The 15,199-nt window shown below is 54.9% G+C and carries 9 protein-coding genes; 2 read left to right on the plus strand and 7 right to left on the minus strand.

Annotated elements, in window-relative coordinates:
* Positions 1 to 186 precede the first annotated feature (186 nt).
* Positions 187 to 1,014: a DUF4159 domain-containing protein gene (locus AC5S16_RS20605; protein WP_493931997.1), complete on the plus strand. Its 828-nt coding sequence runs from the start codon at positions 187 to 189 to the stop codon at positions 1,012 to 1,014.
* A 619-nt stretch (positions 1,015 to 1,633) separates the two neighbouring features.
* Here AC5S16_RS20605 and AC5S16_RS20610 read toward each other — a convergent pair.
* From AC5S16_RS20610 to AC5S16_RS20635, 6 genes are all read right to left on the minus strand, one after another.
* Entirely contained in the window at positions 1,634 to 3,070 is a 1,437-nt protein-coding gene (locus AC5S16_RS20610; RefSeq protein WP_493931998.1) for a GDSL-type esterase/lipase family protein, read from the minus strand.
* A gap of 92 nt (positions 3,071 to 3,162) precedes the next feature.
* Positions 3,163 to 6,723, minus strand: a complete 3,561-nt coding sequence (locus AC5S16_RS20615; RefSeq protein WP_493931999.1) for a TonB-dependent receptor — start codon at positions 6,721 to 6,723, stop codon at positions 3,163 to 3,165.
* Positions 6,724 to 7,136: 413 nt separating this feature from the next.
* Complete coding sequence (locus AC5S16_RS20620) at positions 7,137 to 8,249, minus strand: hypothetical protein (RefSeq protein WP_493932000.1); 1,113 nt, start codon at positions 8,247 to 8,249, stop codon at positions 7,137 to 7,139.
* 449 nt (positions 8,250 to 8,698) lie between these two features.
* Positions 8,699 to 9,103 (minus strand): hypothetical protein, encoded by a 405-nt coding sequence (locus AC5S16_RS20625; RefSeq protein WP_493932001.1) that lies wholly within the window; start codon positions 9,101 to 9,103, stop codon positions 8,699 to 8,701.
* Positions 9,104 to 9,148: 45 nt separating this feature from the next.
* On the minus strand, positions 9,149 to 10,015 hold the full coding sequence (locus tag AC5S16_RS20630) for an alpha/beta hydrolase fold domain-containing protein (protein ID WP_493932002.1): 867 nt from the start codon (positions 10,013 to 10,015) through the stop codon (positions 9,149 to 9,151).
* A 5-nt stretch (positions 10,016 to 10,020) separates the two neighbouring features.
* Positions 10,021 to 12,786, minus strand: coding sequence for a glycosyl hydrolase family 28-related protein (locus AC5S16_RS20635; RefSeq protein WP_493932003.1), 2,766 nt, complete (start codon positions 12,784 to 12,786; stop codon positions 10,021 to 10,023).
* 213 nt (positions 12,787 to 12,999) lie between these two features.
* On the opposite strand from AC5S16_RS20635, the gene AC5S16_RS20640 reads away from it, so the two are divergent.
* The gene (locus AC5S16_RS20640) at positions 13,000 to 14,043 is read left to right on the plus strand and encodes a LacI family DNA-binding transcriptional regulator (protein WP_493932004.1); all 1,044 of its coding nucleotides are present in this window, start codon (positions 13,000 to 13,002) and stop codon (positions 14,041 to 14,043) included.
* Here the strand turns inward: AC5S16_RS20640 and AC5S16_RS20645 are convergent.
* Entirely contained in the window at positions 14,006 to 15,193 is a 1,188-nt protein-coding gene (locus AC5S16_RS20645) for an MFS transporter (protein ID WP_493932005.1), read from the minus strand. The two genes, AC5S16_RS20640 and AC5S16_RS20645, sit on opposite strands and share 38 nt — an antisense overlap.
* Between the last annotated feature and the right edge of the window lie 6 nt (positions 15,194 to 15,199).

Consider the following 15,199-nt stretch of genomic DNA (forward strand, 5'->3'; position numbering starts at 1 on the left):
CAAGAAATACGCAGGTTCCCCAACAACAGAAAATTGCTCCTCGTGCGTCTAAACCGATGGGTTGCCGGTACGCCGCACCAGTGTAGCCAGGGCGTTGAGCCCGTGAGCGATAGCGATAGCGAATGCCGGTATTGCACACATGCATGGGGGCGGGACTATCCGTGGTCAGTTTAGTCAGGAGGCGCCGTGAAGATTGTTTGCAGAACTGTTCTCCCGTTGATTCTCGCCGGAGCTGTGATTACGGCTATGTGGGCACAGCAGGCTTTCCGCCAATTTCCATCGGTAGAGTATGGCAAGGCAGTACCCTTGCCAACTGATTGGAACCACTCTGCAGAATGGACGTTTGCCCGTCTCATGTTTCCTCCAGGACCACTGGACGGTTATCGTGGCCGCTTCGATGGACCGTGGCAGGAGGGGCTTTCGCTATGGACGCAGGATTATCCGCGCGCTGACCGCGCATTTGCGAATGCGGTGCGACGACTGACGCGCGTGAATGCCCGATCAGTGGAACAACCTGTGAATCTGGATGACGGTGATGAGATTTACAACTGGCCATGGCTCTATGCGGTGCAGGTGGGTGAGTGGGGGCTGACCGAAGCACAGGCGAAGAAACTGCGCGACTACCTGCTGCGCGGCGGTTTCTTTATGGCCGACGATTGCCATGGAACACAAGAGCAGGCCTACTTTGAAAAGACTATGAAGATGGTCTTTCCGGATCGCGAACTCGTGGACATTCCGAATAATGATCCAATCTTTCACGCGTTTTTTGATCTTGACGACCGCTTTCAGGTTCCTGGAGCGGAGCACCTGGCCACCGGTCACAAGAAGGACGGCTATGTCGCCCACTGGAAGGGAATCTATGACGACAAGGGACGGATCATGGTCGCCTTCTCGCTGAACTCCGATCTCGGCGACTCCTGGGAGTTTCTGGATGACCCCGTCTATCCGAGCAGGTTTTCTGTGCTTGGCACGAAAATCGGCGTGAACTACGTAATATACGCAATGACGCATTGAGAGCCCTGCGCTCCAGTTCCCGACAATTCCATCGACGAATTTTATCCATGCGATGGTATAGCCTGAAGTTCGCCAGAATGCTGGAATCGTTGGAGTAGGTACCCGGTGATTGGAGCTGGCTTTCGCTAAATGATTGAAGATATTTGGCGTCCCCGAGGGGATTCGAACCCGTGTTATCGCCGTGAAAGCTTCGTCCCAAACCGCAACCCCAACGCACCGCTGAGAAGCAGAATGCATCGGTATAAACCTCAGCAATCACAGCGAACATAAAATCTGCTCCTCAAGTGATTACGCTCTTTTGAGAAGAGCGCCTGGTCATTCTGTCAATCCAGAAGTAAGGGATAATGCGACAACCCGGACTGTCGAACAGAGCCATATCTAGGGCTCTTGAATCAGGGTCGTCGGCAACCATCTGGAGTTCATTTCTGAGGTGAATCCCTCCAACAGAATTTAGGCGCGCGCGAATTGAAACCGGACCACCACAAATCGAGGGCTTTCGGTTCGAGATAATAGCCACGCCTTACAGACTACATTGCATATACTAAGCCAGTCCTAGAACCAGCGACGGCGAGTAGACTTTGCTCTGCCAACATCGCGGCTCACTCTATTCGAATTCCGATCAGTGGATAGGGTCATCACGTCTTCCAGTTGTTCTTAAAATTGGGGTAAATGTCGCTTCCGTTGGAACACCGATAACATCCGGGCCGAGCTCGACACGTGTTTGGGGAAGAGCATTGGCCACCATGCGGCCGAGAGCCTGTTGCTTCTGCGCCAAGTTCATGGGTTTGTCCTTAATCGCCTGCGATAACTTATAGAGATCAATGACAGTCACATACTCCTCAGTGCCAATCGTCAATGTTGTAGCGACCAGATTCCGCAGTTCAGGCTCGGATCCAAGCGCGGTCCCTTCCTTGTCGAGCCATGCAATCGGAGTGACGAGCACCGGAACAGCATCTTTGGCTTCTATCTCATGAAGCATACGGTGCAAGGCAGCGGCATAGTTCGCGCTACCCCTATCGCTTGAACCGAACTGAAGCAGATAGTAATCACCATGGTGATCGAGAGCCTTCTTCCAGTCTCCGTGCTCGATGTAAGCGTCAGGGCTCTGATTGGCCGCCGCATCGTTGATGCAGGTGACGTTTGAGGTCAGATCTGCGCAGAATCCTTTGCCCCATCCCTGATTGGTATCGAGCGTGGAGTCGCCCGCGAGTACGATCCGGACTGGCGCGCCATGAAAGATGCTCATCTCTTTAACGCCTACCGGAGGCAATGGTGCCGGCGTGGCCCTGACGTAGCGGGCAAGTTTCGGCACAGCCTTTGCCATGTCCTGAGCGACCATTCTGCCAAAGATGTAGGAACCGTCCCAATTCCAGTGCGTTTTATCTACACCGGTCTTGCCGGTAACGTCCTTGGCTGAGATTCCAAGAGCGTAGGCCCGCTCCGGGCCGAGGCTATCGAGATACGCCACGCTTTCATCGTGCAGGTCGATGAGTGGGACATCCATGTCGTGCGCGACCCGGCGCATGGTCGCGGCATGGGCGGCAAGCGGAGGATGAATTTTGCCATCGTTTCCGAAATACTGACGGGTAATCGGTGTAACCAGTATCGGCTTGATACCTGCCGCACTGGCCTCCTTCACGAAGCGGCGTAAGTTCTCTTCGTATTGCGCCATGGTGGTCTGGGGAGGATAAAAGGGGACGCGCTCCATGTCATTATGGCCAAACTGGATGAGGATGTAATCGGGCTTGGTGAGAAGGCTGTGCTCCCATAGACCCATTTCTCGATAAGTGCGCGTACTGGCCCCCCCTTTCGCCATATTTAGGCATTCCACCTCAGGTGTGAGATTGGCGCAGAACCCACGACCATAACCTGCGTGGTCAGTCTGAGTGGAGTCCCCGATGAGGTCGATACGAATCTTGATTCCGGGGCGGCGTATCGCAGCTGTTACCGGATCAAATGCGCGAGCAGGATCGCCTTGTGCGTGAGTTGGTGTTGCTTCATAAAGGGAACCTATAGCCAGGAGCAGAAGTGCCAGGGAATGTGTGCGCGCAAACAATAGATCGGGTCTCGCTTTCGTTGAGATGGGGAGGGGAATAAGTTGCGGAGCCTGCAGTGGACAGCGGGCTCCGCAACTGTCTGCGGGTGGATCTACCAGAGAATCTTCATTGCTATCTGTAATGTGCGAGCGTCGTTGGGGTTGTCACGGGTGGAGGTGATCTGTGCAAACGTAGTCGTATTCACATAGTTGAGACTGCCCGGCAGTGCAAAGATCGGTGTGTTAGTTACGTTGAATGCATCTATGCGTAACTCACCATGCAGGTTTTCGTAGAAGTGAAGCTGTTTCATAAGAGATGCATTCAGACGGCGTCCTGGCGGCCCAGTAACTTGTGACGGTTTGCTGCCAAGCGGAGTCAGATCTGTCTGACCAATCGTTGTTGCCGAAGGCGGCGTGGAAAAGGCGGCTGCATTGAGGAAGTGTGCGACGGTGCTGTGGGCGTATGGATTTTGACCCGGCACGAGGACCGCGTTGCAGCCGAAACTCGCGCTTGTTCCAGTGGCGCAAGTCACCGTGAACGGATTGCCGTCCTGGATGACGAGGCTCGGGCTGAGATCCCAGTTACCGAGGATGGCACGAACAACACGCGGAGAGCTTGATCCAAACATACGACCTGCTCCGTAGGGGAGTTCGTAGAGTCCGCTGACATGCAGGACGCGTTTGACATCGAAATCCGAGCGCGCCCAATCTCCCTTAATTCCGAATCCGGTAAGCTGCGCAGCACGGTAGCTGCCGATGTCGTTTTCCAGCGGATCGCGGGCATCGGTCATGGTCTTCTGCCAGGTAAAGTTGCCCAGAATGCTGAGGCCGTGGCTGTAGCGATGTTCAATCGTGGTTTGCAGGGAGTTGTAATTGCTAGTGGCATCCATGTGGATATAGCTGGAGCCTGTGCCCAGTCCTGGAAAGGGACGGTAGTTGGTGACAGTTGTGCCTGGCGGCAGCATTGTGAGGACCGGGTTCGCGGATGTTGAGCTGGGGATACCGCCTGCTACGTTGCCGACATAGCCAAGGGTGAAGCTGGTATTGTTCGCGAGCTGGTACTGTATTGCCGCATTGTAGCTTTGCGTATGCGCAGGCGAGAAGTGGAGCGGCCAGCCATATAACGTCAGCGAACTTGCGCTTACGAGAGACAAGTCGAGCGGGAAATTATTAAATGTGTTTTCGAGTGAGCCGATCGCGCCATTAGTGGATAGTGGAGAGTGAGAAGAAGCAGCCGACTGCGAGAGGCTGTACTGGAAGGGGAAGTTTTCGCTGAGGATGTCACCCCCGAGGTCCTCAAAACCGGCATAGAAAAGGCCATAGCCTGCGCGGACGATCAGTTTGGGGGTGATCGCGAAGTTGACGCCGAGTCGTGGTTCAAAGTGTCCAATTGCGGTGCTGACCAGTGGAGAACGGGAGGACTGGACGGTCACTTTCTGAGCATTCATGGCGCTGATGAAGCCTGCAGGAAGTAGACTCGCTTGGCTACTAGGAATGTAGAAGGTGCCGCCGCTCCAATCGCCGTTAGGAACAAAGTTTGATTCGCGAGACAGCTTTTCCGTTGGGGGAGTATAGCGGTCCCAGCGGACGCCAAGATTGAGCGTAAGACGTGGGTTAATCTTCCAGTCGTCCTGCCCGTAGATGCCCATGTAGTAGAAGTAATTATCCTGATTGACCGATGGGAAGTTGGAGAAATAAGCGGCGCCAGCTCCGAAGCCTTTGCTCTGGGTTGGGTCCAGAAGGAACATCGCTTTTCCAGTGCTGGAATCAGTCCCGGTGGGAGTGGATGTAAAGCCGCCGGAGTAGGTCAACTCGCCACGCGAGTATGGAGGTTCATTGAAAGGATAGCCGACGCGTTGCCCTGTAGCGCCGATTTTCAGGGTATGGTGCCCTTTCAGCACCCAGGTCAGGTCATCAGTAATCTGTGGCGTGAAGCCGTACTTCAAGCCGGGAGAATAGGTTGTGGAACCGAAGACCGTGAGTCCACCTATGGAGATGTAAGGCAGTCCGCCGTTGTTGGGAATCTGAGGAATGCCCTGAATGCCGAACTTAGCGGGAATGCCCATCTCGTCGGAATTCGCTGGGGTCCACAGCGCACTTTCTTTGTTGATGCCAGCACGGAATACATTCAGCAGCGTTGGGCTGAAGGTATGGGTTTCAGCCGCAACGATGTTCTGGCTGTGGTCGTTAAGTACCTGATTGGTGCTGGCGTAGCCGGTGAACGGCGCTGCACCTGTCAGGTACTCATAGCTTCCGCTATAGCGGCCAAAGAGGTGGTCCTTGCTGCTTAGAATGTGGTCGACGCGAATATCGAAGGCGTCGATGTTGTCGGGGCGCACAGGAGCCACTGAGTAGTTACTCGTCAGACCCGGAAGGTTAGGCGCAGGCAACAGGTTCAGAAGGTTGACCGCGTTCTGATCCAGCCTGGAGGAAGGGATAATGTTGCCGGAGAACGAATCGCGAACGTAGCCGCTTGCCGTCGGAACGAGTCCCGTCACCGGATCGGCCACGCCTTTCGTCACCGCACGAGTTGTCGCGGGATCAAAGACAGTGCCGAGCGGATAGGTGCGGCCTAATACATCCGTGGGGGTTTTGCCCGTCTGATCGGTCATCAGATCGGACAAATCGGTATAGCCGCTGTTACGCTCAGCCACCGTGGGGACGCTGGCACGGGTGAGAGTGGCCTGATCAATGCGAGTGCCCTCGTAGTCCACGAAGAAGAAGGTGCGATCGATGCCGGAATAAAAATGCGGGATGACGACTGGCCCACCCAGGGTCGCCCCGAACTGGTTCAGGTGATACTTACCCTTCGGCTGACCGGAGGTGCTCTGGAAATAGTCAGCGGCGTTGAGCTTGTCGTTGCGGAAGAACTCCCAGACATCTCCGTGAAGCTGGTCGCTGCCGGACTTGGTAACAGCGTTCAGTACTGCGCCGGCTGCGCGTCCAAACTGAGCACTGTAATCGCTGATCTGAATTTTGAACTCTTCGAGGGCGTCAATCGGTGACAAAATGACGTAGTCCTTGCCATTTGTGTGCGCAATGATGGAACTGCTGTTATCCATGCCATCGAGCAAGTAGCTGTTCTCTGTAGCACGCACGCCATTGGCAGTGAAACGTCCGTGTGCAGACTCGCCTCGCGAATCCTGCTGGCCATTGACTACGCCTGCCGAGAGCTGAGCCAGAAACGTGTAGTTGCGTCCGTTGAGCGGCAATGCCTCGATCATTTTGGAATCCACGACCTGTCCAACCGAGGCATCTTCTGTCTGTAGCACGGGCTGCTGATCGGTGACGTCGACGGTTTCTGTGACTCCGCCCGGCTGCAGCGCGAAATTTACCTGCGCCTCCTGCTGCACCTCAAGGGTCAGGTGGCTGCGGGTCTGCGCGCCGAAGCCCGGCACGGTCACCATCAGAGAATAGGCGCCCGCATGAATCGCGCGGAAGGCATAGTCGCCGGTGGCGTCACTCACGGTTTGCTGATTCAGGTGCGTCGCTTCATTGGTAAGGCTGATCTGTGCCTGTCCAACCGCGGCTCCTGTCTGATCCGTGATTCGCCCCATGATTTCGCCGGTATCGACCTGTGCCAGGAGCCTGCACGACGGAATAACGAACAGAACCACCGCTAACAAAGGCAGGATAAGCCGTCGCCGGTGACGAATGTTTGGAATGTTCCTCATGAAATCGGTGTTCATCTTGAACCCTTTCGAAGTCTCTGGCGGCTACCCATGTCCGGTATCGGATGTTGCAGGAGACAGTCGGCACGTTCCGCGCCGGTGAATCCTCCAGGTTGCCTGCCATATCCCGATGGTTCAGCCAGCAGTTACTGCACAACAAGTCTCGGGAGGGCGGTTGCATGTGACGAAACATTGTTGCAAGTGCGGTACAAGTATGAAATTTCAATGACTTACACAACTCGATCTACGACTGTGTTAGCGGATTTTAATATGGGAGACGAACAGAGCGATTACTCGGATGGGATCACCAAGGCGGGATGTAGGCAGGAAAGGAGCCACAGCAGTAGCCCGTTCTCGCGTAGACGAGAACAGTGCCTGTCTGCGGAAACTGAGGCCACAGGAGAAGATGGAGATTCTTAGCGAGGATGCGTGTGGTAGACGACTACATGGACGGGGCCGGCGTTGCCATTTACGCTGGTGGACCCCAGAATGGCTTCAAAATAGGGCATCGTTCCGTTGGGCTGTTTGATGGAATTGAGGAACGGCATCAGACTCTTGTCGTCCAGAAGGAAGTCGTCAACAGCTTCTCCGCCAGCGACATTGCTGCCCTCGATAATGAGCACATTGCTCTTGTCGGTGAGGCCGGGCAGGAAGGCAACCAGGCCAATTACCTGCTGCTTCGCATCCTTCCACGAAACGGCATAGCTGCTCAATTCCTTACCATGTGGGTGTTTGTTATCGAAACGAAACCCATGCACCGCAACGTCGTTTACGCCCACAAAATCCATGTTGGGCTCAAAGAGTTCCAGCCACGGAGTGGACAGATGGGCGCCGCCGAGAATCAAATTATTCTGTTTTAAATCATTGATATTCAGGTCGCGGGAGTATTTGGGGACGAGGAAGCTATGATAGGCCGCCGCGATATTGCTCAACGAGATGGCGGAGATAACGTCGGTGAAGGCTGTATACCGCCGACTGCCGAGACCAAGCGCGAACGCCTGCTTATCCGGTGGCAGTCCGCGCAGAAGTCGGCTGAAGTCGCGGTTCAAGTACTCCGCCAAGGTGATCTCCTGTCCTGTCATATTCTCCATTACCACTAGGCCGCTATCCGCGGAGACCGAAAGGGTGGGCCGGCCCTTCTGGAAAAGGACACTCCACAACGGATTATGGGTGCTGACTGGAGAGACCGATTCCGTTCTGCGGAAAAACAGAAGAGAGGCAAGCAGAACGCAGAGTACTGAAAGCAGACCGATGATCAGCCAATGCGTCAGCCTGAATGGTGCGATTGGCGGACCCCATACCCGGCCCGACACGGGCTCGGGAGCAGCAGTGGAAGAAATCAGTAGGGCATCGGTTAACTTTGATTCGGCAACGGCAAATGCCGGTTTGGCGACATTGCGGTCTTCGTTGAAACCTGGATTCGGCTCAAACCGAACGACATAGTCGCCCTTCGGGATGACGATGCGGAAGGAATCGCGGTTTTCGTGTTCCGCTGTATATTGATCAAGCTTCTGGCGAAGCCGTACCATTTGGGAACGGACAACTGTATCGACAGCGGGGTCAAAGTCCTCTCGTCGCTCAAATACATGAATTGCAACGGCCCTCTCAGTCAGGTGGCTGGACCGATTCAGGAGAGACTCTTTGGCTAAATACCGAAGTAAGCGTGGCAAACGCGTGGATTTTCGGAACGTATCTGAATGGATGATGCGTTGAACCGTCAGCCAGCGAACATCCCCCGAAAGTTCCGAGAGGTCATCTTTGTGGGTCTCGCTGACAAGCATCCGGGAACCAGAATACATGTCAACGATTAATATTTGGTGATTTCATGGATGTATCAATAATCGAATCGCTGTTCTTTTGATCGGCTCCGCCCCATCTGGGTGGGAAGCAAAGGCATCCGCGGAAGCGTGAGCCACTGCCCCGGCGGGAGGTAACCGCGTGCCCGCGAAAACATCGATTTTTGCCCCCGATTTTCCCCTTACTGGCAACCAGAAAGGACAATGATTCTGTCTAGTCCACCGGTTTTACTTATGGCAATGAATGTTTTCCTGTGCGCGGGCTTGGCCGCTTCTGACACAAGGTTCGCAGCATCCGAGTTCCTTTCCTTCCACCACGAAAACTCGCTTGTATTACCGCCAAGACGCAGCACTCCGCGAGATGAGATCATCCGGAACTGCTCGACCAGGCTCCTGTTCTTCACAGAGAAAAAGGCCGGATCTTCCAGTTGCATAGCTTCATAGGAGAGACCGATAAAATCATGCGGCATCGGCGGATATGGCGGAGTCTCGCCCAACACCAATGCAAAAGGGGCAGGCTCCGCCAAAACAGAAGACCCAACCGTTGCTGCAGCGAGCATCTCTTGAAGAAAGCGGCGGCGGTTCACGTCCAGATGTGTATCTTCTCATATAATATCTATTCAACCGATTGACTAGAATTGATGATCGTTCTGTGCGGAGCCGTTGTCAAGAGGAAACCAACCCAGAAACTCCTTAGCTCTTTCAAGTGACTTCGGATACCACTCCGCTTTCGCCCAGAAAGTATGCCCCGCATCCGGAGCGGTAAAGAGTGAAGCCTCCGCCCCCGATGCCTGCAAGGCTTCAAGCAGCCGCGGAGCCTGGCGGTAAGGAACAGTTTTGTCTGCCGTGCCATGCAGCAGCAAAATGCGGGACGTGACGTGAGGCTTCTCTTTCGCCAGATACAACGGAGATGCCACCTGGCAAAGCTTCGCGTTCTGCGCACATGGGGTTCCAAGAAAGCGTGTCACCATTTCGTTCTGGCTCTCTTCATCCGTAAGGTCGATGACCGCATTGAATGCGACAACCGCCGAGACATCTGTAGACGAAGGGTGCGGCGTGAGAACGTGCATCAGCGAAAGATGCGCACCCGCCGAGCTTCCCATCAGCGCGATGCGCGAAGGATCAATGTTATATTCACGCGAGTGACTGCGCAGCCAGGTAATGGCACTCCGCACATCCTCAAGCGGCGTAGGGAAGTGGACCGCAGGTGCGAGCCGGTACTCAATGGCCATGCCAAACGCCCCGGCAGCAGCAAGGTCTTCTGCCTGGTGATGGAGCTGCTTGCGGTCTCCTGACCACCAGCCGCCGCCATGCACATACACGATCGCCGGAAACGGCCCTTTCCCCGCAGGATGATAGAGATCGGCCACCAGCGGCTGCCCCGATGGAGTCGAGTAGGTGATTCCGTCCTGCATGGTATATGTGGTCTGCTGCTGGCCGATAGAAGTTGCGGCCGTGAGCGATAACAGTATGGCGGCGAGAAAGACAGCACGAAACATCGGCACTATTCTCCTGAAACCTTCACCTGAGCTGCATAAAGCGAGTGGCGCGTAGTGATGAAAAGCGTTTTGCGATCAGAACCGCCAAACGCAAGACTTGTCGGCTTTTCCGGAAGCTCCAGGACGCCCGTCTGCTTTCCATTGCCGTCATAAATAAATACCTGGCTCTCGGCAAGAAAGAGATTTCCCTGCGTATCGCGAGCCACAGCGCTGCCGCCACGAAATATCAGAGGCTTCGCAGTGAGAGTACGATCTGAATGCAGAGTAACCGCCCACGTCACGCCATCGTTCTCGCAGGTGATTGGCATTTCCTGTCCAATACGAATACGTCCAAGTTGCGAACTCTGCAATAGCGCCAGCCAGTTGCTGCCTGCTGCAATGCCTTGATAATCCACACCTCCCTGCAGCAGATCTTCAACTTCACGCAGCCCGGTATGAGTGCCGGTAGGCAAAATAACTTCCCTGATTTCTGCTGAAGGAGTAGTCGAAGCAACTGCCTCCGGTGTTCCATCTGGCGGCAAGATGCGTGCGACCGCCTTCGAGGAAGAGACAGCCAGCAAAGTATCGTGATTAAAGGCAAGAACAATGGGAGCGATAGCTGCATCCTGTACTGCCACGATGCGCTGGTCATGCACCGACCAGCGAAAGATATGCTGCCGCCGTGCGTCTGTAAAATATGGATCACCGTGGCTGTCCACAGCAAGGCCGGTTGCATTGCTGAATCCTTCTGCAAGGCGCTGTGGTAAAGCCCCGAATTGTTCGGGGATTGGTAACGGTACAACGGATGTGGATGAATCCGCCAGCGTAAAGTTTGTAAAGTTATGCGCAGCCACGCGAAGATTACCGGCCGTATCCGCAATGGTTCGGTCAAAAGCGAAGCGGGTTCCGCTATAACTATGAATGTTATGAAAGTGGATATGCGTCGCCGACGATGTGGCAATGGCGACGGGCGCAGGAACAAGCACGCGCGATACGCGATAGATGAACAGGTTGCCGAAACTAATATTGGACACATTGCGCAGCGTCATGGCGACCGCTTCGGCGCCCTCATTCTTTTCCGTTTCCAGTTGCAGCGCATACACATTCCAGTTCTTTACATCTTCAAACTGCGCTTCATTGCGCACATGATGCTCAGAGGAAAGCTGATATACAGTTCCGGGAACGGACGTATGCTGCACCACAAAACCTGCGCGGGCAAAAGTGCTTGCCGTCCAGATGTTGCGGAAGACACCGCCTCCGCCATCGACCCACAGGCTTGGATACTGCGCGTCCCACACACGTGCCGGGTTTGAATCGCCCGTGTGGTCCGCATCATAGGTAATGCTCCACTTCCCATCTGGATCGACAGAACCGTGGCCACCAACAAACTTCACATCATCCACCAGCGACTTGTCTCCTGCTTTCCACAGAAGCCCGGTGGCGCGCTGATTGATAGCTCCAGTAGAGATGCCGATACCGGAGATGATCGTCGTCGCCCCAGTCGGAGCCAGCACCATGGGCACAGGCGATCCTATGCCGTAAAAAGCGGGAGTCGCATCCTGTAGGACAAGCTGCGTTGTAATGGGGTTCAAACCAATAAGAATCGTATCCGGATGTAGTCGAAGAGTGGTTGTCAACAGGTAGCGTCCGCTCGGCAGATAGAGAGTGCGATGCGCGTCGATCGCAGCTTGCAAGGCAGAGGTATCATCGGTCTTGCCATCGCCCTTTGCGCCAAGGTCTCTTGCATTTGCCCATGTCTCGACCGCAGGAAGCTCCGGCACATCAGAAGCTGGGAGTGCTGGCGGTACCATCAGTGGCTCCAGATGTTTCTCAGTCTTGATGCCGGCTTCACGTCCATCAATTTGAATCGCAAGTCCACGAACAAAGCTGCGCACTCGATAGATTGGCGAGGGAGCTCGAACCTCAGCGTCATGTTCGTCCGTCGAAAAGACGGGTGCGCCATCACACGCAACATTCTCGACGCTGACCTGCGAGCGAAAGTTGCGCGTCTCTCCAAGCGTGATTACCGCTCTGGAAATGCCATGCAGCAGACTGTCTCGCATGTAAAACTGCTCAACTGCTCCCGGAACAACCTGGACAGCCACTGGAACATGCTCGAAACGGTTACGCACCAGCGTCAGGCCTGCTTCCTGGGTGAGGATCGCCGCTGTGCGCTGTCCGTCGAAGCTCGAATCCATCAGGAGAAACTGCCAGCCGGGTGAAGTCTTTCCTGTCACGATGCCATACTCGCCGCCATGAAAGTGGAGGTCGCTTGCCTGGTTGCCAATGTCTTCGAGTCCAGCGCGTGCATAGCCGAGGGAAAAATCCATGTGGCTCAAAAAACTGTGTTGCGCAACATGAAAGCGGATAGCAACTGCTGCTGCATTGCCATCTTCAATCTCGAAATCGACATTCATCATGCCGCTATAAAAAGTGCGCGCATTGGCATCGACAATCGGCTGGCCCGGTGCGGGCTTATCGCTGGCAAAGTGGACCATATACTTTTTCTCGCCCTGCTGATAACCCGGCGTGCTGCGACCCAGTACCAGCACTGGCCGTTTCGCCCCAAAACCGATGATGCGGATGCCTGTCCACACATAAACCGTCTTCCCCAGCCGGTACCGTCCCTCAGGCAGAAAGACAATTCCCTGGCGGGTCGTGCGCTCCACCTGATCAATGGCTGCTTGCAATGCCGAAGCATCATCGGCCTTGCCGTCCCCCACTGCTCCAAAGTCCTGGCGCGTTAGTGTGATTGCTTTGGAGTCATTCGGCCTGCTGCTAAAGACAGACATACTACTTGCGAAAGCAGGCAGCGTAATTGTGAATGCAAGCAGCGCGGCGAAAATATGAATTGTTCTGGAGATTGCGATCACCGTTATACTGGAAGCAATCTTGCGCCAAAGTCGAGCACAATCTTGATATGATGCTCTGTAAGATGTATTGCTAGCCATGTATTCAACCGATTGAATCATCCTAAATCAAAGTCGAAGAAACCGCAGCGGAAAATGCAGACCGAAAACGGTCAACCCACACCGCTGAGCCAGAAGAGCCTCGCAGAATATCTGAAGCTCTCACCTAGCACCATTTCCCTGGTGATGAACAATGCACCGCGTGCCCGACTCATTCCTGAAGCGACACGCAACCGCATCATCGAGGCTGCACGGCAGTTCAATTACCGTCCTGACTTTTACGCCAAATACCTTTACACACGGCGTTCGTATACTGTCGCGATCCTTATGCCGGAAATTCGCGAGGCCTATGCTGCCAACATCGCCGCCGGCATCGACCAGGAACTTGAACAGCGCCACTATCTTTACTTCACTGCAAATCATTATGGCAATACGAAAGTCGTAGATGAGTATGCCAGCAGATTGATTGAGCGCGCAGTTGAAGGATTCATCTTCATCAATACTCCTGTCGGCAAGGAGATGAGCCGGCCTATTGTCTGTATCAGCAGCCAGCCACAGCCTGAGAGTGTTGGACACGTCCGCCTGAACAACGTTCTCGGAGGAAGACTGGCACTCGAACATCTGGCCCAGCATGGGCATCGACGCATCGCCGTCATCAAGGGCCATCCCTGGCGTGCTGCAACTGAGCAGCGCTGGCAGGGCATCCAGGAAGCGGCACAGGAACACGGTGTTGCTCTCCGACGTGATCTCGTCGCACAACTCAAATCTGAGAACCGCAGCACTCAACTTTCTGCACCTGCCGAGGGATACGAGGACACCAAAGCCCTGTTGACGCGCAACAAGGCATTTACCGCTCTCATTGCTTTCAACGACGTGACGGCCATCGGCGCCATACGCGCAATCCGCGAAGCAGGACTGCGCGTGCCTGAGGACGTAGCTGTCATCGGCTTCGACGATATTGAAGGAGCCGAATACCTCAGCCCCAGCATCACTACGCTGCGCCAGCCGCTCGTAACTATGGGTCGCCAGGCAGCTACTCATCTGCTCGAAACCATCGAGAAGCCAGGCACCAAGCCGTGTCGCATCATTGTCGACCCAGTGCTTATTCCACGAGAGTCAACTGCGGTTTCGCGTCATTAGAGCGCCGTATCTGCGTAAGACATAGCATTGCCGCAAGTCCGGCACATCCCGCTGAGCCGAGATAGATCAGCCGAAACCCATGCCACTGTGTCAGCATCCCTGCGCATGCACTGGTAAAGCCTATGGAAAAATCGATGAAGCCGGTATAGAGGCTGAGTGCTGTTGCGCGATCGCTCTGTCCAACGACAGAAATCGCCTCGGCCCCCAGAATAGGGAATACCAGTGAAGAACCAATGCCGATCAGCGCTGATGCAACAAACGCCTCTGCCGCACGATGCGAACAGGCAAGCAATACCAGACCGCCCGTCTCAACTAACAGAGAAATGCAGGCCAGTGCAAGACCGGGAAGACGTTTATTGAGTCCACCGCCAAAGACACGCACAGCAACGAAACAGACCCCATACAGCGTGAGCGTAAGCGGTGCGTCCTTCCATCCCTCGGTATCGAAGAAAAGCACTACCAGAGAAGTCAGTGTAGCGAAGCCGGCCCCTCCAAGCGCGAGAATCACACCGAAGGGAAGTACCTTGCGAAAAGTTGCCATCGAAGGCTCCGGCATCCTGTGTTCTATTTTCTTCGCGCCAATTGTCAGCGATATCACGAGCCCCAGAAGCCCGATCACTCCGAGCGAAGCGCCTACCGCGCCAAATCCGAGATGCGCATAAATCCATTGTCCCAACGGCGCGCCAAAAGCCAGTGAACCGTAAGAGCCGACACCGCTCCAGGCAATGACCTGTGCTGCGTGCTGCGTGCCGACGCGATCAATTCCCCAGATCGATCCAGAGGTCGAAATGTAACTTTCTCCCCAGCCAAGCAGCAAGCGCATCAGAGCAATCACAAGAATGCCCATCGCATACGAGCTCTTTAGAAAGCCCGACGGTATGAGCAGCAGACCGCTGGCCCCACACAAGAGCAGTCCAGTCTGCATGGCGCGCCGCGGACCGCGGGTATCGTTAAAGCGCCCGGCAAGGTTGCGCGTTCCCAATGTAGCCAGGTATTGCACGCCGAAAACAGCTCCTACTACAGCGGCAGAGCAACCCATCTCCAGATGAAGAAATTGCGGCAATGCGCTGACGCAAAGACCGACTGTCAGGTAGCCCAGAAACACAAGACTGAAGGTAGGAAGGATCCTGACTGTAACTGAGTTCCGCACTGCGAC

The organism is Acidobacterium sp. FHG110202_01 (assembly GCF_059115305.1).

Coding starts and splice junctions, on each gene's coding strand:
- AC5S16_RS20615 (WP_493931999.1), bottom strand. CDS start 6,723: ATGAGGAACATTCCAAACATTCGTCACCGGCGACGGCTTATCCTGCCT.
- AC5S16_RS20620 (WP_493932000.1), bottom strand. CDS start 8,249: ATGGTACGGCTTCGCCAGAAGCTTGATCAATATACAGCGGAACACGAA.
- AC5S16_RS20630 (WP_493932002.1), bottom strand. CDS start 10,015: ATGTTTCGTGCTGTCTTTCTCGCCGCCATACTGTTATCGCTCACGGCC.
- AC5S16_RS20635 (WP_493932003.1), bottom strand. CDS start 12,786: ATGTCTGTCTTTAGCAGCAGGCCGAATGACTCCAAAGCAATCACACTA.
- AC5S16_RS20640 (WP_493932004.1), top strand. CDS start 13,000: ATGCAGACCGAAAACGGTCAACCCACACCGCTGAGCCAGAAGAGCCTC.